This is a genomic window from Terriglobales bacterium, assembly GCA_035543055.1.
Lineage (GTDB): Bacteria > Acidobacteriota > Terriglobia > Terriglobales > Acidobacteriaceae > JAIQFD01.
On record DATKKJ010000066.1, the window covers coordinates 1 to 18,260 of the forward strand.

Consider the following 18,260-nt stretch of genomic DNA (forward strand, 5'->3'; position numbering starts at 1 on the left):
ACGAAGTCGGGATCGGCCAGGTACTCGTTGCGGTCGGCATAGAAGCGCCGCATGACCTCGGCCAGGTAGTGGTACGCGGCCGCCGAACCGGCACCGTTCCTCTCGTATCCGGACCCCTCCAGCATGCCCAGCATCTCCAGCAGCCCCACCCCGCCAGAGCTGGGCGGAGGCGCGGTCACGATGTGATAGCCCTTGTAGTCGCCCTCCAGCGGTTTGCGCTCGATGGCTTCGTATTTCCGCAGATCGTCGAGCGTGATCAGCCCGCCGTTCTTCGCCATCGCGTCCGCGACCAGGCGTGCCGTCTGGCCCTCGTAGAAATCCCGGCTGCCGTGGGTGGCGATGCGCTCCAGGGTCCGCGCCAGTTCAGGCTGCCGGAACGTCTCCCCGAGGTCGTAGTACGCGCCATCCTTCTGGAAAATGCGCTTCGATTCCGCGAAATGGGCGAGGTGGTACTCGGGATCGCGCAGCGAGCGCATCATCGCGTAGGAGACCGGGAAGCCTCTCCTGGCCAGGCCGATCGCAGGCCGCAACAGTTCGCGCCACGGCTGATGCCCGTACTTCTTGTTTGCCAGTTCCAGGCCGCGCACCGTGCCCGGGACGCCCGAGGCACGCCACCCGATCAGGCTGTCGTCGGTGACTTTGCCTTCGGCGTCGAGGTACATGTCCCGGCTGGCTTTCGCGGGAGCTTTTTCGCGGAAGTCGATGAAGGTGCTGCGACCATCAGCGAAACGGATGAGCATGAATCCGCCGCCCCCCAGATTTCCGGCGAAAGGATGTGTGACCGCCAGCGCGAATCCCACCGCGACAGCGGCATCCACCGCGTTTCCGCCGGACTTGAGCACAGCCAACCCTACATCGGCGGCGAGCGGCTCCTGGGCGACGACCATCGCCTTGCGGGCATGTACTGGCTCGCGGGCATGAGCAGCGACCGCCAACAGCCAGCACATGAGAAGGACCAGGACGTGATTTCGGCGCCAGATCCGCATGCCCGGGCATTATAGTGGGCGACGATTTTTCTGTATCCGGACGGTCGGCCTTGCATCCTAATCAACGCGCTCGCCGAAGCGCTGTCGTGAGACTTGCACCCGGGAGCCCCGGTGATTTCTCATGACCCGACTTCTTCCCGCGGAGGTCGCATGTCGAAGCGAAAGAACCCTCCCCCAGACACTCCACCCGGCATCTCACGGCGATCGTTCCTGAAGGGCGCCGGCGTGGCCGCGGCGGGCACCGCGGTGCTCGACTCCGGCCTGCTCGCCCACGCAGCCATCCCGCCGCGCGTGGCCGGCCCGGGCGCTGCCGCCATCACGCTGAACATCAACGGCACGGCGCGGCGCGTCACGGTCGAGCCCCGCACCACCCTCGCGGAGGCGCTGCGCGACGATCTGCACCTGACCGGCACCAAGGTGGTCTGCGACCGCGGCTCGTGCTCTGCCTGTACTGTCCTGCTCGATGGCGTACCGGTGAACTCCTGCATGACCTTCGCGCTGGACGTGGGCACGCGCAAGATCCGGACCATCGAAGGGCTTGGCGATCCCGAGCATCTGCATCCCGTGCAGGCTGCCTTCGTCGAGCACGACGGCATGCAATGCGGTTATTGCACGCCGGGGATGGTGATGAGCTGCGCTGCGCTGCTGGAGCGCAACCCCGATCCCAGGCCGGAGGAGGTACAGCAAGCGATCAGCGGTAACATCTGCCGCTGCGGTACCTATCCCAAGGTCGTCGAAGCCACGCTGGCGACCGCGCGGTCGCGGAAAGGAGCGTAGCCATGCCTCCTCACGCTCAGCAGAGTGCGCCGGACAGTAAGCTCGACACAAAGCAGCAGGAATTGCTCATCGGAATCCCCGGCTCAGCCGAAGGTGTGCAGAAGATCGAGCGCAATGTCCCTTCCGACGAGCCGCCGCAGCTTCCACCCAATGCCGAGCTGAAGGTCATCGGCAAGCGCGTACCGCGCTACGACGGCCCCTTCAAGGTCTCGGGTGCGGCGAAGTATCCCAGCGACGTGCATCTTCCCGGGATGTTGTACGCGCGCTTCGTCAATGCCGATGTCCCTCATGCCAAGATCGTTTCCATCGACACCTCGCAGGCGGAAAAGCATCCCGGGGTGAAGGCGGTGCACGTCATCGAGCACATCCGCGGACAGGCGGAGCTGCAGGACAAATCGAAAGAGCTCCCGTCGCGGTATCCCATCGTGCGCTACGCCGGGCAGCCGATGGCGGCGGTGGCCGCGACCACGACTGCCGCCGCGCTGGAGGCCGTGAGCCTGGTGAAGGTCACGTACGACGCGCTGCCGTTCGTGGTCGATGCCGATAAGGCGCGGCAACCGGATGCGCCGCTCGTGTTTCCCGGACCCGCCGCCGCAGCGGGAACGGCGGGCGGCGGTGGCGGCCCAGCCAGCGCTCCGCAAAAAGGAAACGTGCGCGGCCCCAATCCGGCGCGTCGTGGTGGCGGTCCGAAAGGCGATGTGGAGAAGGGCTTCGCCGAATCCGACGCCATCGTCGAAGCGGAATACCGCACCCAGGTGCAGACCCACTCGGCGCTCGAGACCCATGGCGTGGTCGCCGACTGGAAGCCCGACGGACTGACCGTGTACGCCTCCACCCAGAGCACCCTCAGCGTGCGCGATGAACTGGCGGAAATCTTCGACCTGCCCAAGACCAAGGTCCGCGTCCTCACCGAGTACATGGGTGGAGGCTTCGGCGCCAAGTTCGGCGCCGGCAACCCCGGGGCAGTCGCGGCCCAGCTCTCGAGGAAAGCGGGCGTGCCGGTGCGGCTCTTTTGCGACCGCAAGGAAGAGCACTGGGCCACCGGCAACCGCCCCAGCTCCCACCAGTACGTCAAGGTCGGCGCGAAGAAAGACGGTACGCTGCAAGCCATCAAGTGGACCAGCTACGGCACCGCGGGCGTGGGCACGGGCGCCGGCACGGCGGGCCCGGCGCAGAACCTCTATCAGTGTCCCAACGTTCTCACCGAGGAATACGACGTCTTCACCAACGCCGGTCCGGGGGCAGCCATGCGCGCCCCCGGACATCCACAGGGCGTGTTTGGCCTGGAGCAGACCATGGACGCCCTGGCCGAGAAGCTGGGCATCGACGTTCTCGACTTCATGGACAAAAACGATGCCAGCCCGGCGCGCCGCCAGGAACGGCGTATCGGCGCCGAGAAGTTCGGCTGGACGCAGAAGCGGCGCAAGCCCAACAGCGATCCCGGCCCGGTGAAGCGCGGCGTCGGCGTCGCGCAATCCGTGTGGTACCGCATCGTCGGCATGAATTCGGCCTGCGAAGTCCGTATTCACAAGGACGGCTCGGTCGAGGCGCTCTCCGCCGTGCAGGACATCGGTGGCGGCATCAAGACGGTGATCGCGCAGATCGTCGCCGAGGAGCTCGGGCTGCAACCCAGGGACATCACCGTGCGCATCGGCGACACCCAATCGCCACCGGGCCCGCCCTCAGGCGGCAGCCAGACCACCGCCTCGATCACCCCGGCGGTGCGCAATGCGGCGTACAAAGTCAAAGAGGATTTCCTGAAAGAGGTGGCGTCGGCGTGGCGCGTGCCGGTGGACTCGATGACCATCGGCGACGGCAAAGTTTCCAGCCGGAACGGGAAATCGGTCAGCTTCCGCCAAGCGGCTGCTTCGCTGCCCACCGAGACCATCTCCGCCACCGCTCGCCGCAGCCCCGAGTACGGTAAGCGGGAACTGATGTTCCTCGGTGGTGTGCAGTTCGCGGAGGTTGCGGTGGACACAGAGACCGGCATCATCCGCGTGGAGCGCGTGGTCGCGGTGCACGATTGCGGACGCCCCATGAACCTGCTTTCGCTGGAGAGCCAGGTGAACGGCGGCATCCTGCAGGGTATTTCGTACGCGCTCTACGAAGAGCGTCGCCTCGACCGCAACACCGGGATCATGGTCAATCCCAACCTCGAGGAGTACAAGATCATCGGCGCCAAGGACATGCCGCAGATCGAGGTGCACTTCATCGAGGACTACCTGGCGCGCAGTTCCACTGACGCCAGCGGCATCGGCGAACCCGCCAAGGTCCCCACGGCGGCGGCCGTCGCCAACGCCGTGTACAACGCGACCGGCGTGTGCATGTACGAGCTGCCCATGACGCCGGCCCGGGTGCTCACCGCGCTCGGCAAGGTGAAGCAGCAGACCGGAGGTGCGGCATGATCCCGCGCTTTGAATGGAGCGACGCTCATTCCCTTGACGAAGCCCTGAGCCAGCTGCGCAGCAAAGTCCTGGTCAAGGCCGGGGGCGTGGACCTGATGGACCGGCTCAAGGAAGGCCTCGACACGCCCACCCGGCTGGTGAACATCCGCACCATCCCCGGGCTCGATTACGTGCGCGAGGATGCCGGAGGGCTTCGCATCGGACCGATGACCACGCTAGCGACCATCGCCGATCACCCGGTGATCCGCCGCCGCTATGTCGCTCTGGCCGACGCCGCTCTCCGCGCCGCCACGCCGCAGATCCGCAACATGGCCACGGTCGGCGGCAACCTGCTGCAGCGGCCCCGCTGCTGGTATTTCCGCAGCGGCCAGTTCCATTGCCTGCGCAAGGGCGGCGATCGCTGCTTCGCCCAGGATGGCGAGAACGAATCCCACGCCATCTTCGACAATAGCGTGTGCGCCATCGTGCATCCTTCCGCCGCGGCATGCGCCCTGACGGCTCTGGGAGCGAAGCTGGAGATCCGCGGTAAGAAGGGTGTGCGCGAAGTTCCGCTCGACGGATTCTTCGTGCGCCCCGAGCAGGACGTCACACGGGAGCATTCGCTGGCGGAAGATGAGCTGCTGACCGAGATCAGGGTCCCCGCGCTTCCCGACAGCGCGCGTACCGCTTACACCAAGGTCGGCCAGAAGGAATCGTTCGACTGGCCGCTGGCCGAGGTTGCGGTCCTTTTGGACCAGCGCGGCGGAGCGGTGGACCGGGCGTCCATTATCCTGGGAGCGGCGGCGCCCATCCCCTGGCGCGCGGAGGCGGCGGAAAAGGCGCTGGCGGGCAAGGCCGTGAATGCTCAGTCGGCGCGTGAAGCGGCAAGAGCTGCCGTCCACGGTGCGACCCCGCTCTCCCAGAACGCCTACAAGATCACGATCTTCGAGGCGGTGGTACGGCGCACCATTCTCGCCGCCGCCGGTCAGGAGGCCTGATGCGCGAGTTCATGGATGAAGAAGAGGTAAGCGCGCCCGATCCGGCGGAACTGCCCGAGGTCTGCCGGTACATCCGCACTAAGACCGCGTTCGGCGACTCGGTCGGCTATACGCCGTGGCAGACCGGCGAGTCGGCGACCGCCGCCTATTGGTGCCTGCAGACCATGGGCGCCTGCGGCCCCGACGATGCGTTGGCGCACCCGCACTCCTGTCGTGCCGGCCGCGGCTGCTTCGCCAAACGGTCGTAGCGGTGGAGGCGCTGGGCTTCAGCCCAGCGACAGGTTATCCAAATGAAACCGCGCTTTAGCGCTGGGTTACTTAGACCAGCGCTAACGCGCTCTTCTTTCCTACTCATTCGCAGGCCTGAAGGCCTGCGCTTCCACCAGAGCTACTGCTTTGGGGCCTCCGGCTTCTGCTCGGGCATCGGACTTGCCGGGTTCAGCGGATTCGCCGGCGGCGGCGCCGGCTCGCCCTTCTTCTCCTCCGGGCTTTCCGGCACAGCGGGCCTCGGTTCGTCCGGGCGGATCGGCTTGCGCGGCAACATGTCGTCGCGCATCGCCGTGTTGTACACGAAGGTGGCCATGACGACCGCCGCCTGCTTCAGGTCATCGGGCCGGATGTGCTCATAAACATCGAGGTTGGAGTGGTGCGTGAGCGTGTTGTAGTCCATCGGGTCCTGGATGAACTGGAAGCCCGGGATGCCGACGGCGTCGAACGAGAGGTGGTCGGTGCCGCCGGTGGTGCGCATCGAGAGCGTGGTCATGCCCAGATCGCGCAGCGGCTCCATCCACGCCTTGAAGATCGGCGCCACGGCTGCATTCTCCTGCAGGTAGATGCCGCGGATCTTTCCCGTCCCGTTGTCGTAGTTGAAATAACCCGACACCAGTTTCTGCTCGGGCTTGAGCACGAGTGGCCCCGCCGGACTGCGCATGAAGGACGGCAGTTCCCTTTCCCTGGGATTCTCAGGACGGCTGCCGAAGTGTTCCTTGGCATAGCCGCGCGAGCCTAGCAGTCCTTGCTCCTCGCCTGACCACAACGCGACGCGGATGGTGCGGCGTGGCTTCACGCCCAGGACCTTCAGCAGGCGTACCGCTTCCATGGCTACGGCGACGCCCGCACCGTTGTCGGTCGCGCCTTCGCCTCCGTGCCAGGAGTCCATGTGCCCGCCCAGCATCACCAGCTGGTCCTTCAGTTTCGGATCGGTGCCCGGGATCTCGGCGACCGTGTTATAGCCCTTGTCGTCATCGTCGTAGAACCGGGTCTCCACGTTCACTTCCACCTGCACGGGCTGCTTCTTGTCCACCAGGCGCGCGGCGCGGTTGAAGTGCTCCAGCGCCACGGTCACCACCGGCACGGAAACGGTCTTGCCCTTCTCGTAGCCGCCGCTCAGGGGCGTCTCGACGAAAATGGTGCCATCCTGTCCGGGAGGGCGCGTCGGTTGCAGTACGGCCGCAGGCTTCTCCTGGTTGAAGAAGTCTTCCAGAGCTTTCTGGAATCGCCGGCGCCGCAGGAAAGCCTGGCGGCGCGCATCCCCGCCGGGGGCTGCCGGGATCTGGTACTCCGCGATCCTGTCCAATTCGGCATCGTCATAGCGGCGGAAGAAGGGCCGGTCAGTGGGCGCAGGATTGGTCTGCCCCTGGCCCGCCATCGGCCCCTCGGCGATCTGCTGAGCGCCGCGCCCCGGAGTCTCCGGCTCGGGGACGCGGATGTCGCCCAGCAGCATGATCTTGCCGGTGACCTTGCCGCGATACTTCTCCAGTTCCTCGGCGGTGTTCGCCACCACATGCACGGGTTCGCCGCTGATCGGACCGTTAGTGCCCGGCGTCCAAGCCATCGGCAGGGCGACGAACTGCATGAAGTCAGGCGACGTCATGCGCACTTCGCAGAACTGGTACGCCCAGCCACGGCCGAACTCGCCCCACGGCTCTACATGCGCGTTCGCCAGCCCCCACTGGGAAAGCTGATCGCGGCTCCACTCGTTCGCCTTCTTCATGTTGGGAGAGCCTGTGAGCCGCGGTCCGATCTTGTCGGTAAGGTCACTCATGACGTCCATGACCTTGCCGTGTCGGAACTCCTCCTCGCGCAGCCTCATGATGAACTCGTAGTCGATGGTGTCCGGCTTCTGGACCATGGGGATGTTGGGCTGCTGCGCTTCGGCGGCGGCCGGTTCCGCCTTGCCCTTCTTTTTCTGGGCATTGAGGCTGAGGGCAAAGGAAAAAACGATGCAGAGAGCGATTGTCGTCAGAAGGATTCTGCTAGTTCGCATGGAGAGAGGGGTCACTCCTGTATCAGATTTGAACCAAAAAGACTACCTGCAGGGACCGGGGACTGCAAACTCATTGCCGCCCGGGCGCCGGGTCCGCTTGGCCGCGGACCAGCAACGCCAGCCTGGGAAACGTGAATCGTCCTGCCGCATCGTCGATCACATTGACCTGGCAGGTATAGAAACCGGGCTTCAGGGTTGCCAGGGGCACATCGAGCCGGAAAGCGGCGGCGTGCCGCCCGGGGATGTTCACCTCCTGGCTGCGCATGACCGGCGTTTCGTAGCTCTTCGTCTTCCCCTGGAAGAACGAAACGCTGGCCAGCAGGTCGATCGCGTTCCGCTCGGACTTGCCTCCCATCGAGGCCGCACGCGCCGGGTCGTACACCTCGAAGTAAAGATAGAGATGTTGTCCCGAAGAGAACACGTGGGTAACGCTGGGCACCAGCTCCTGCCCGTCCTGCACCAGCGGGTTCTGCCCGCGCGCTTTCGGCGCCGGCTGCACCTGCGACGCCAGTACCACCGAACTCATGCGGAACGGCACTGTCTTCAGCCTGGGCACGACCAGGTCGGTTTCGAACGACCCCATGGCGCCGTTCTGGTTCTCGCGGACGACGAACTTCAGGTGGAACTTACCCGGCGGCAATACGAAGCCGCTGTCGTACTGCACGTTCTTGCGCCGCACCTCCCGGCCGCCTTCCACGGCGAGTTTCACCGTGTCGCGCACTTGCGCCATCGGACGCTTCTGGTCGTCCGTCGCCACCCCGAGCAGGTCGAGCGTGGCCTTGTCTTTGTCGCTGGAGCGCACGAAGGGGATCGCCTTCCCCGGGACCACCACCGAGATCGCCACAAAGTACTTTTCGTCTTCCAAACGGAAGTAGGCCGCCGACAGATAGACCGGCAGGTCGGTATTCGGCAGGTCGGAGGCCAGCTCTTCATCGAGCTGGCGCTCCCGGTCCTCGCTGCTCGCATGCTTGAAATCCGCTGGCGCGTAATAACCGCGGCGGTATTCGAGCTTCAGGTCGGGACGGTTCACGCGCACCGAGATCTTGCGGAAGCGGCCGTCGCGCGCCGGGTTGTTGCTGTGATATCCGAGCACGTAGTACATGCTGGTGTCCTGTTGCACCCGAGTGAACACCTGGCTGAAATCGTTGGTGTCGAGCAATGCGCGCCCGCCGGTGTCGCCGGCCAGCGTGACCAGGGTCTCCTGGGTGGCGAAGTTGGAATCGTACTGGTTCAGGGTCGCCCGCCCTGAGTACGCCGCGACGCCGCGCAAGCTGGCGTTCTCGGCGCTACCGCCCGGCGGCATGGCCTCCAGGCCGCGCAGGTCCATGGTGTAGAGCGCGACGTTTGCCCGGACGGCCTCGTTGATGGCCGCCCGCAGCTGCGACTGGTTCTCGACCCCGGTCCGGTTCATCCCGCTGGAAAAATAGATGACCGACTTCTTCTGCTGCAGCCCGCCCAGCATCGAGGACAGCGACCGCAACGCTTGCAGCCTGCGGTCGGTGTTGAAGATGTTGTATTCAGTTTCGTCGGGAGTGAAGGCCTGGGCGGTGTCGGCCGTGCCCTCGGTGGTCCCGGTGGAGCCTTCGGCGAATCCCTCGCTAGAGATGGAGCTCAGCGCCTCCAGGGCCTTTCGCAGCTGTGCACGGTCGCTGGTGAAATCCTGGTTGATCTGCAACGACGTTCCCAGCGACGTCACCGCGACCAGGTCGGCCGGGGCCATCTGCTTGTCGAGATAGTTCTGCGCCGCTTTCACCGCCCGGTCAATCTCTTCCGGCTGCATCGAGCTCAGGTCGAACAGCAACACGATCAGCCGGCGATTGCGCAACTCCGGCGGCCTTGCCGGCTCCACCTGCGGCGCGGCCGGCGCCGGACGCGTCTGCTTCAGCACCGGCGCCTGCGGGACTTCGGGCAGAAGCTGCATCTCGGTGTTCTCCACATCGAAGGAGGCGACCCGCTGCTGCTTCCCGTCCTCCAGGACGGTGAATTCGCCGGGCGCGAGGTCGCGTACCAGGTTCCCCTGCTTGTCGCGCACGGTCACGTTGACCAGCACCACTTCCGAGCGGGCCTTGATGGTGTATGGCGCCTGCGCCGCGTCCTGGGCGAGCGAAACCGGCAGCAGTTGCGCCGCGCATAGCAGTGCGCCCACGAGCCGGGCAAGCGGATTGTGCTTCGTCAGCATCAGAATCGGAAACGCGCCAGCAGTTGGATCTTCCGCATCGAGCCGACGCCGGTCACTCGCCCGAACTGGGGCGTGCCGACGATGGTGTCGATGGTGGTGAACTGCGGGGTATTGAACACGTTATTAGCCTGCGCGCGGAACTCGAGTGTGCGCGTGTCGCCCAAGGGAATGGTCTTGGTCATCGCCATGTTGAAAAGCACGCTGCCCGGCCCACGCACGATGTTCCGGCCCGAGTTCCCGAACTGGCCGGCAGGGGGCACGGCGAAAGCAGCGGTGTTGAACCATTCGAGGGTCGTCGGATCCGCAAGCCCGATCGGTAGTCCGGTCCAATCGGCGCGCAGCGACCCGTTGCTGCCCCGGTTGACGTCCAGCGGATCGCCGAGCACGCGCACGGTGAACGGCATCCCGGACGCGATCGTCCAGTCGCCGCTCCACTGCCAATCGCCGAACGCGTCGCGCAGCACGCCCGGTTGCGTCAGCCAGCGCCGGTCATGCCCCCAAGGCAGCTCCCAGAGGTAATCGGCGGTGAACTTGTGCCTCTGATCGAAGCTGGAGGGCCCGCGCTCGGCAGCCAGATCGAAGGCGTCCTGCGCCACGACCGACTGCCCGCCGCCGATGCTGGAAGCGTTGTCGATGGACTTGGAGAACGTGTAGGTCCCTCCGATGGAGATCCCCTGCCGCAAGCGCTTCCGCAAGCGGATGCTCCCCGCGTGGGCCACCGAACTGCCCTCCGAGAATTCCAGCAGGAACGGATTCGCATTGGGGATCAGCAGTCCCGTGGCGGTGCGGTTCGGATCGTCCACCACATCGAGATGCGAGCCCTTGGTGCCGGTGTAGTCCACATTGAGCACCAGGTCCGAGCGCAGCTCGCGCTGCACATCCACGTTCCAGATCTGCACGTATCCCAGCCGGTAGCTCACATCGACCGCATAGCTGTTGGTGATGGTGGAGGGCGCCGGCGCCGGAAAGCCGCTCTCCAGGGTGAGCGTTTGGGTCGATGATTGCCGGTTGTTCTGGGTATTGGAGAAGGGCGGCTGGAAGGCAAGGTTCTGCACCATCGCGCTGTACTGACCGGTGTTGTAGTTGATGCCGTAACCGGCGCGCACCACCGTCTTCGCGAACGGCTTCCATGCCACCCCGACGCGCGGGGCGAAGTTGTTGCGGTCGGGCCGGACCAGCGTCTCCGGGAATTGGCCGCTGTACGGGCCTGCCTGCCCCGGCAGCACCGGTGCCACCGCCGTGAAGGTCGGGCTGATGTCGAGATTCGCGATCAGGTTATTGATCTCCGAATACGGAGAGACATACTCGTAGCGCAGCCCGAGGTTCAGCGTCAGATTGCCGCGCACGCGCCATTCATCCTGCACGAACAGGTCCCAGGAATTCCCCCGGAAGTGATAGTTGTTGGCCCCGAACTGGAGCGTCGTCTGCTGCGCCAGTCCCACCAGGAAATCGGCGAAATCAAAGCCGGTATTCACGCCGGTGAAGGTGAAGCTGCCGCGCGCGTTGCTGTCGGTCTGGGTGTTGAGCTGGATGCGCCGGAAATCGCCGCCCCAGCGCAGCGTGTGCTTGCCGCGCACCAGGCTCATGGTGTCGCCGACGCTGAACGTCTGGTCGCGCCGGCGCAGGGGATTGATGTCGGTGATCCCTTGGAAATTCGTCAGCCCGATGTTGGGGATCCCCCAGTCGAACGGATTCGGGGAGACTTCCGTGACCCCGGCGATCCCGGCGACGTCGGTCTGAAATGCGTAGAGGTTCTGCGTCGTGATCCGGTTGCGATTGAAGTCCACGCGGAAGAAATTGGTGAGCTTGCCGATGGACCGCACGTACGTGACCGGAACATCGAAGGAACGCGTGCTGGTGGTGCCGCCGACGGTAGGGAATGGGTTGGTCAGGTTGCTGCCGCTCGCCTGGTAGTGGAAGCCGATGGAGAGGTTGTTCCGCTTGCCTCCCCGTTGCCGCGGGCCGACCGTCCCTCCACCCAGCGCGCGCATCAGCCGGAAGTTGAGATTGTCGGTGTTGTTGGTGGCGGCAGTGGTGTACTGGAAGTTCTGCACCGCCCCGGGAAGATTTCCTTGTGGGATGTAATTCAGCAGGCTCAGCGCAGCCGCGTCCATGCAGGCTGCCGGGATCTGGCTGTGAACGCCATTTGGGTCGGTGGTCAGGTTGGTGAGCAAGCCGGGGGTGAGCAGGTTTCCGTTGGTGTCGTGGGTCGCACCCAGCGGGCTGCCGACCGCCAGCGGCACCACTCCCAGGTTCTGCGCGCTGATCGCCGCCGCACACCCGGACCGGCTGTTGAACACATCGACCAGAGCCTGGTTCGCGACGTGGCCATCGGCCAGCGAATCGGGATAAATGCCGTTGCGCTGGTCCGCCGTCGGCACGGTGGAAAAGGTGTTGTAGGGGTTTTCGCCCCGCGTCCCGTTGTAATTCAGGAAAAAGAAGGTCTTCGAGCCACCTTTGTAGATCTTGGGGATGTTCAACGGCCCACCGAGGCTGGCGCCGAACCGCTGCTGGCGGTATTCGGGCTGCTGCGATGCGATCCCCTTCAGGTCATACGGCGCCGCATCGAAGGCTGAGTCTCCGATGCTGTAGTAAACCATCCCGTGGGGCCTGTTGAAGTTGAATCGTCCTCTTCCCCGGCCGCTCATCATGATGAAAGGCCCGCCGGGACCGCCGGGTCCGCCAAACCCGCCGGGCCCGCCCGGCCCTCGCCCTCCGGCCTGGCCCTGCTGCTCCCGGTACTCCTGTACCCGTTGCCGGAACTCATCGCTGCTCATGGAGCCGAAGTCGTTGGGATTGGCAGTGCCGGCGACCGCGACTGATTCTGTCGCCGCATCCGGCGCCATTCCCGGCACCGGCATGCCCTGCGGGACGATCTGCTCGGCGCCTCCAGCTTCTCCGCCATTCTCGCTCTGGGTCACCCCCAGGCTCTGGAAGCCGCGGCCCGACTGCATCGCCGCCACCGCTTGCTCCGGCCCTTCCTCTCCTGGACGCTTGGCCCGCGATGCCAGCACCAGCTCGAAATCAATCTTTGCGCCTGGATTGGCGGCGTTGATCACCACTTCCTGAGTGGCGGGAGCGAAGGCGGTGAACTGCGCACGCACCACGTATCGCCCGTTCGCCGGGACGTGCAGCTTGTAACTGCCGTCCACGTCGGTGGAAGTCGCCGCTTTCTGGCCGGTCAGGGTGTTGGCCGCCGACACCGTCACTCCGGGCAGCGGCTGCCCGCCCGACCTCACCACGCCGCTGATGTCGCCGCCCGCCTGCTGCGCCATGGCCGCGCTGCAGCAGAGAAAGGAGCCCACAACCATCCGCAGGATGGGGTAGAGCTGCTGTGAGGGCCGCTTCATCTCCTAGAGATTCCAGACCATCTGACCTGTGCCCACGAGGGTCGTCACTGGCGCGGTTCGGCAGGAGGCCCCTGCGGCGACTGGCCGCGCACGCTGCCCGGCTGGCCCACGTTCAGGACCGACGGAACGAACACCCCGTCCTTGATCTGCCCGCGTCCGAAGACGTGATCGCCCGCTTTCAGGTCGCCCAGGGTCACGCTCTCCCCCTGCTTGCGGAACGAGGTGCTCTCGTCCACGGCGATGGTCTGGGTCACGCCATCCGGCCGCGCGATCGTGAGCTTCAGCCCGTCGACGGACTTGATCTCGCCGGCGATGAATTCCTTGCCCAGCCCTTCGCGGAACTGCTGCCGCGTGCCGCCCATGCCCGACCCGCTGCGCGTCATCACGCCCGCCGCGACGTAGGTGTCATCGGACGTGCGTTCGCCGCGCACCATCACCATGTCACCGACCTTGAAGTCGCTGAGCTTCGCGTCCTGCTGGTCCTTGCGGAAACGGGTCTCCGGAGTCAACTTCACTGTGACCGTGCGTTCGTCGAAGGTCTTCAAGGTCAGTGTGTCGTTGGCAATGGCGGTGATGGTCCCGCCGACACCAGGCCGTCGCCCGCGCTCGCCGCCTTGGGCGGCGCCCTGCGGCCTTTGCGGTGACGAACCCGGCTCATTCGTCTGCCCGAATGCACACAAACCCAGCGCGAGGACAACGATGATGGCGCGACGCATGGCTACCTCCGCGAACATCTTTTGTAACTCGTTCTGCGCGCCGGAGTTGCCGCTGTTTTGTAAAGAATTGTCAACGTTCGGGCTGGAACAGATAGCGCTCCTTGCGGTGGCTGGCGAACGACTCCGCCACCTTCAGGAACGCCTGCGCCGCGTGCGACAGGCTGGAGTGGCGGCGATAGACGAGGCGCAGCTTGCGGTCGAACCTCAGCTCGCGGGCGGGCACGCGCACCAGCTCGCCGCGCGCCAGCTCCGGCTCCACGCAGATCAGCGGGATGAGCGCCACCCCGTTCCCTGCCGCCACGAACTTCTTGATGGCTTCGATGGTGGGCAATTCCACCGGCATGTGCAGCGGCACCCGCCGTCGCCGGAAGGTCTCCAGCACCTTGTTGCGATAGGGGGATGGTACGTTGTGGGCCACGAAGTATTCCGCCCCGAGCTGGCGCACGCTGACTTGCCGCGCTCCGGCCAGCGGGTGGTTCCGCGGCACCACGAATGCCAGCTCGTCGCGATAGACGACGATCGAACGCAGCAGCGGATCTTCCGGCCGGAAACTGAGCACGCCCAGCTCTGCGTTGTGGCTCAGCAACTCTCCCTGGAGACGGCTGGCCAGGGACCGCTGGATGGTGATCTTCACCAGCGGATGGAGGCGGCGAAACTCGTTCAGCACCGGCAGCAGGTAAAGGCAGGTGAACTCGTTGGCCGCGATGGAGAGCTTTCCCGCCTGCAACTCGCGCAACTCATCCAGGGCAAGCAGGGCTTCGCTGCGCGTGTTGAGCAGCCGCTGCGCGTAGTCGAGCAGCACCTGCCCGGCATCGGTCAGGATGCCTTCCCGCGAGGAGCGGTCGAAGAGCGGCTCCCCGACCTCGTCCTCCAGCTTGCGCACGGTCTGGCTGATCGCCGGCTGGGTGCGGAAAAGCTTCTTGGCAGCGCGCGAGAAGCTGCCCTCGCGGGCCACCGCCAGGAACGTCTCCAACTGGAAAAGGTCCATCGCTCACCTGCGCGCTGCGCGGTGCCCTCAAAAAAACGATTTATAGCATAAAAAATATTTATGGTCAGCAAATAACTATAAACTTGTGTTATCTCGTCCAGCGACTATCCTCGACTGTTACGGCCTTTCGGCCGGGGAGGAGGAGTTGCCGTGGAACGGATCACGATCTTCGACACCACATTGCGCGATGGCGAACAGTCGCCCGGGTGCAGCATGAACCTGCGGGAGAAACTCTCCCTGGCCCGGCAACTGGAGCTCCTGGGCGTGGACGTGATCGAGGCCGGCTTCCCCATCGCTTCCGACGGCGACTTTGAAGCGGTGCAGGCGGTGGCCCGCGAGGTCCGCGGCCCGCGAGTAGCCGGCCTGGCACGCGCCATCCGCGGCGATATCGAGCGCGCCTGGGAGTCGGTACGACACGCCGCCCGTCCTCGCATCCACGTCTTCCTCGCCACCTCTGACATCCATCTCCATTACAAACTGCGGATCAGTCGCGAGCAGTGCCTGCAGCAGGCCGCCGAGTCGGTGGCTTTCGCCCGTTCGCTGTGCGACGACGTCGAGTTCTCGCCCGAGGACGCCTCTCGCACCGAACTCGAGTTCCTTTGCGCCGTGGCCGAAGCGGTTGCCGCCGCCGGCGCCGGCACATTCAATGTCCCGGACACGGTCGGCTATACGGTGCCGCACGAGATGTCGCGCATCATCGGCCGGGTGCGCCAGCGGGCCGGAGGCATGACCATCTCCGTCCACTGCCACAACGATCTGGGGCTGGCGGTCGCCAATTCTCTCGCCGCCATCGAAGCCGGGGCACGCCAGGTGGAGTGCACCATCAACGGCATCGGGGAGCGCGCCGGGAACGCCTCGCTGGAGGAGCTCGTCATGGCGCTCTCGGTCCGTCGCGACGCGATGCCCTTCACCACCGGTGTCCGCACCGAGCAGCTCTACCCCACCAGCCAGTTGCTGACCGAGATCACCGGCGTGGCGGTGCAGCCGAACAAGGCCATCGTGGGCCGCAACGCTTTCGCGCACGAGGCCGGCATCCACCAGGATGGCGTCATCAAGAACCCGCTCACCTACGAGATCATGACCCCGCAGTCGGTGGGTGTTCCCGACAGTAAGCTGGTTCTGGGCAAGCACTCCGGCCGGCACGCCCTCGGCCTGCGCTGCGCCCAGCTGGGATATGAATTCTCGCGCCGCGACCTGGACCGCGTGTACAAGCGGTTCATCGCCCTGGCCGACCGCATCAAGACGGTCGAGGACCGGCACCTGCTGGCCATCATCCGCGAGGAGATGCCCGCGGCGCCGGGTTCCGCCGCGCGCGGCCTGGCCGGCGCCACCGGCGCACCCGGAGTCGCCTAGCGTAGCTCCCCGAACCAGGAATGAAGAGCATGAAGCTGAGGATCACTGTCCTTCCCGGAGACGGCATCGGGCCCGAAGTCACGCGCGAAGCGGTGCGCGTGTTGCGTACCGTGGCCGACGTCCAGGGCTACGAGTTCACCTTCGACGAGCGGGCGATCGGCGGCGTCGCCATCCGCGAGTGCGGCATGCCGCTGCCGCCGGACACGCTGGAGAGCTGCCGCAAGAGCGATGCCGTGCTGCTGGGCGCGGTCGGCGCCCCGGAGTTCGACGCCCTGCCCCCGGAGAAGCGCTGCGAGACCGGCCTGCTGGCCTTGCGCCGTGGCCTCGGCGGCTTCGCCAACCTGCGCCCGGCGGTCTGCCACCCAGCTATCGCTGACTGCTCGCCCCTGCGCCCGGAAGTGGTCCGCGGCGCCGACATCCTGTTCGTCCGCGAGCTGCTGGGCGGCATCTACTTCGGCGAGCCCCGCGGGTGCGACGGCGCCGCCGCCTTCAACACCATGCGCTATACCGAGCCCGAGATCGAACGCGTCGCCCGCATCGCTTTCGACCTCGCGCGCCAGCGGCGCAAGAAGCTCACCTCCGTGGACAAGGCCAACGTCCTGGAGACTTCGCAGCTGTGGCGCCGGACAGTGACCCGGCTCGGAAGCGAGTATCCCGAGGTCGCGCTTGAACACTGCCTGGTGGATGCCTGTGCCATGAAGCTGGTGACCAGTCCCGCCAGCTTCGACGTGGTGCTGACGGAGAATCTGTTCGGCGACATCCTGTCCGACGAAGCCGCGGCCATCGCCGGCTCCCTGGGCATGCTGGCCTCGGCCAGCATCGGCGGCGCGGTCGGACTTTACGAGCCGGTGCATGGGTCCGCACCCGACATCGCCGGGCGTGGCATTGCCAATCCGCTGGGAGCCATCGCCTCCGCCGCCCTCCTGCTGCGCTATAGTGCTCAGTTGCCGGAGGATGCCTCGGCCATCGAGCGCGCCATCGGCGACGTGCTCAACGCCGGCTACCGCACCCCTGACATCCGTCGCAACGGTTCCAAGTTCACCATCAAGACCGCCGACATGGGCAAGGTCGTCGCCGAAGCGGTGGTCCAAGTCCTGGAGCGCGAGCACGCCTACCACGCCGTCTAGGAGACCCATGCCGCCGCGCACCATGTTCGACAAGATCTGGGACGAGCACCTGGTGGTGCAGCCCCAGGGCCAGCCGGCGCTGCTCTACATCGATCTGCATCTGGTACACGAAGTCACCTCGCCCCAGGCTTTCGACGGGCTGCGCGCCGCCGGCCGCTCCGTCCGCCAGCCGCGACGTACGGTGGCGACCGTGGACCACAACGTCCCCACCACCGACCGCCTGTTGCCCATCCAGGACCTCATCGCCGCCCGGCAGATCGAGGCCCTGCGCCGCAACTGCCGCGAGTTCGGCATTCCCTTCTTCGACCTGCACTCGCCCGAGCAGGGCATCGTGCACGTCATCGGCCCGGAGCTGGGGCTGACCCAGCCCGGTATGACCATCGTCTGCGGCGACAGCCACACCAGTACTCACGGCGCATTCGGTGCTCTGGCCTTCGGCATCGGGACCTCGGAGGTGGAGCACGTGCTGGCCACGCAGTGCCTGCCCCAGAACAAACCCCGCGCCATGCAGGTGATGGTACGCGGCAGGCTTCCCCAGGGTGTGACCGCCAAGGACTTGGCGCTGGGCATCATCGGACAGATCGGCACCGACGGTGGCGCCGGGCACGTCATCGAGTACGCCGGCGAGGCCATCCAGGCGCTCTCCATGGAATCGCGCATGACCCTGTGCAACATGAGCATTGAAGCCGGTGCGCGCGCCGCCATGGTGGCGCCCGACGAGGTCACCTTTGCCTATCTGGCGGGCCGCCGCTTCGCCCCCAAGGACAAGGCGTGGGACGACGCCCTCGCCTACTGGAGCACGCTGCCCACCGATCCCGGCGCCGCCTTCGATCGCGTGGTCGAGATCGACGCCGCTTCCCTCGTCCCCTACGTCACCTGGGGCACCAATCCCGGCATGGTAGTCCCGGTCACCGCATGCGTCCCGGAGCCGGACGAACTGGGCACAGACGCCGACCGCCAGGCCGCGCGCAATGCTCTGGCCTACATGGACCTCGCGCCGGGCACCGCCATCGAGGACATCCATGTTGATTGCGTCTTCGTCGGCTCCTGCACCAATTCGCGCCTCGAAGACCTTCGCGCCGCCGCCGGCGTGGTGCGCGGATACCGCGTGCACCCCAAGGTGCGCGCCCTGGTCG

The 18,260-nt window shown here is 65.9% G+C and carries 13 protein-coding genes; 7 read left to right on the forward strand and 6 right to left on the reverse strand.

The annotated features are described in order from the left end of the window. A partial coding sequence (locus VMS96_05475; protein ID HVP42859.1) for a gamma-glutamyltransferase occupies positions 1–986 on the reverse strand: 986 nt, incomplete at its 3' end. Positions 987–1,136: 150 nt separating this feature from the next. Between VMS96_05475 and VMS96_05480 the strand changes: the two genes are divergently transcribed. Genes VMS96_05480 through VMS96_05495 form a run of 4 tightly spaced genes read left to right on the forward strand, consistent with a single transcriptional unit; the run spans position 1,137 to position 5,393 of the window. Continuing rightward, positions 1,137–1,763 carry a (2Fe-2S)-binding protein gene (locus VMS96_05480; protein HVP42860.1) on the forward strand — a complete coding sequence of 209 codons (627 nt, stop codon included), beginning with the start codon at positions 1,137–1,139 and terminating at the stop codon, positions 1,761–1,763. A gap of 2 nt (positions 1,764–1,765) precedes the next feature. Beyond that, positions 1,766–4,168 (forward strand): xanthine dehydrogenase family protein molybdopterin-binding subunit, encoded by a 2,403-nt coding sequence (locus VMS96_05485; protein ID HVP42861.1) that lies wholly within the window; start codon positions 1,766–1,768, stop codon positions 4,166–4,168. Continuing rightward, complete coding sequence (locus VMS96_05490) at positions 4,165–5,145, forward strand: FAD binding domain-containing protein (GenBank protein ID HVP42862.1); 981 nt, start codon at positions 4,165–4,167, stop codon at positions 5,143–5,145. Before VMS96_05485 ends, VMS96_05490 begins: the two co-directional genes overlap by 4 nt. Then, positions 5,145–5,393: a hypothetical protein gene (locus VMS96_05495; protein ID HVP42863.1), complete on the forward strand. Its 249-nt coding sequence runs from the start codon at positions 5,145–5,147 to the stop codon at positions 5,391–5,393. Before VMS96_05490 ends, VMS96_05495 begins: the two co-directional genes overlap by 1 nt. A 140-nt stretch (positions 5,394–5,533) precedes the next feature. Here VMS96_05495 and VMS96_05500 read toward each other — a convergent pair whose 3' ends face one another. The 5 genes from VMS96_05500 to VMS96_05520 all read right to left on the reverse strand — a co-directional run bounded on the left by VMS96_05500 (position 5,534) and on the right by VMS96_05520 (position 14,644). After that, positions 5,534–7,411, reverse strand: coding sequence for a M20/M25/M40 family metallo-hydrolase (locus tag VMS96_05500; protein HVP42864.1), 1,878 nt, complete (start codon positions 7,409–7,411; stop codon positions 5,534–5,536). Positions 7,412–7,481: 70 nt separating this feature from the next. Further along, positions 7,482–9,590, reverse strand: coding sequence for a VWA domain-containing protein (locus VMS96_05505; protein ID HVP42865.1), 2,109 nt, complete (start codon positions 9,588–9,590; stop codon positions 7,482–7,484). Beyond that, a complete protein-coding gene (locus VMS96_05510) occupies positions 9,590–12,940 on the reverse strand; it encodes a TonB-dependent receptor (GenBank protein HVP42866.1) in 3,351 nt (1,116 codons plus the stop codon). The genes VMS96_05505 and VMS96_05510 overlap by 1 nt, the downstream gene beginning before the upstream one ends. 44 nt (positions 12,941–12,984) lie before the next feature. Beyond that, complete coding sequence (locus tag VMS96_05515; protein ID HVP42867.1) at positions 12,985–13,674, reverse strand: DUF5666 domain-containing protein; 690 nt, start codon at positions 13,672–13,674, stop codon at positions 12,985–12,987. Between the two features lie 52 nt (positions 13,675–13,726). After that, positions 13,727–14,644 carry a LysR family transcriptional regulator gene (locus tag VMS96_05520; protein ID HVP42868.1) on the reverse strand — a complete coding sequence of 306 codons (918 nt, stop codon included), beginning with the start codon at positions 14,642–14,644 and terminating at the stop codon, positions 13,727–13,729. Positions 14,645–14,794: 150 nt separating this feature from the next. On the opposite strand from VMS96_05520, the gene VMS96_05525 reads away from it, so the two are divergent. The 3 genes from VMS96_05525 to leuC all read left to right on the forward strand — a co-directional run. Beyond that, complete coding sequence (locus VMS96_05525) at positions 14,795–15,997, forward strand: 2-isopropylmalate synthase (GenBank protein ID HVP42869.1); 1,203 nt, start codon at positions 14,795–14,797, stop codon at positions 15,995–15,997. A 29-nt stretch (positions 15,998–16,026) separates the two neighbouring features. After that, complete coding sequence (gene leuB / locus VMS96_05530; protein ID HVP42870.1) at positions 16,027–17,124, forward strand: 3-isopropylmalate dehydrogenase; 1,098 nt, start codon at positions 16,027–16,029, stop codon at positions 17,122–17,124. A gap of 7 nt (positions 17,125–17,131) precedes the next feature. Further along, a partial coding sequence (leuC, locus tag VMS96_05535; protein ID HVP42871.1) for a 3-isopropylmalate dehydratase large subunit occupies positions 17,132–18,260 on the forward strand: 1,129 nt, incomplete at its 3' end.

Excerpts from the sequence above, each read along its gene's own strand:
- VMS96_05485 (HVP42861.1), top strand. The coding sequence starts at position 1,766 with ATGCCTCCTCACGCTCAGCAGAGTGCGCCGGACAGTAAGCTCGACACA.
- VMS96_05510 (HVP42866.1), bottom strand. The coding sequence starts at position 12,940 with ATGAAGCGGCCCTCACAGCAGCTCTACCCCATCCTGCGGATGGTTGTG.
- VMS96_05505 (HVP42865.1), bottom strand. The coding sequence starts at position 9,590 with ATGCTGACGAAGCACAATCCGCTTGCCCGGCTCGTGGGCGCACTGCTA.
- VMS96_05480 (HVP42860.1), top strand. The coding sequence starts at position 1,137 with ATGTCGAAGCGAAAGAACCCTCCCCCAGACACTCCACCCGGCATCTCA.
- VMS96_05520 (HVP42868.1), bottom strand. The coding sequence starts at position 14,644 with ATGGACCTTTTCCAGTTGGAGACGTTCCTGGCGGTGGCCCGCGAGGGC.
- leuB (HVP42870.1), top strand. The coding sequence starts at position 16,027 with ATGAAGCTGAGGATCACTGTCCTTCCCGGAGACGGCATCGGGCCCGAA.
- VMS96_05515 (HVP42867.1), bottom strand. The coding sequence starts at position 13,674 with ATGTTCGCGGAGGTAGCCATGCGTCGCGCCATCATCGTTGTCCTCGCG.
- VMS96_05495 (HVP42863.1), top strand. The coding sequence starts at position 5,145 with ATGCGCGAGTTCATGGATGAAGAAGAGGTAAGCGCGCCCGATCCGGCG.
- VMS96_05490 (HVP42862.1), top strand. The coding sequence starts at position 4,165 with ATGATCCCGCGCTTTGAATGGAGCGACGCTCATTCCCTTGACGAAGCC.
- VMS96_05500 (HVP42864.1), bottom strand. The coding sequence starts at position 7,411 with ATGCGAACTAGCAGAATCCTTCTGACGACAATCGCTCTCTGCATCGTT.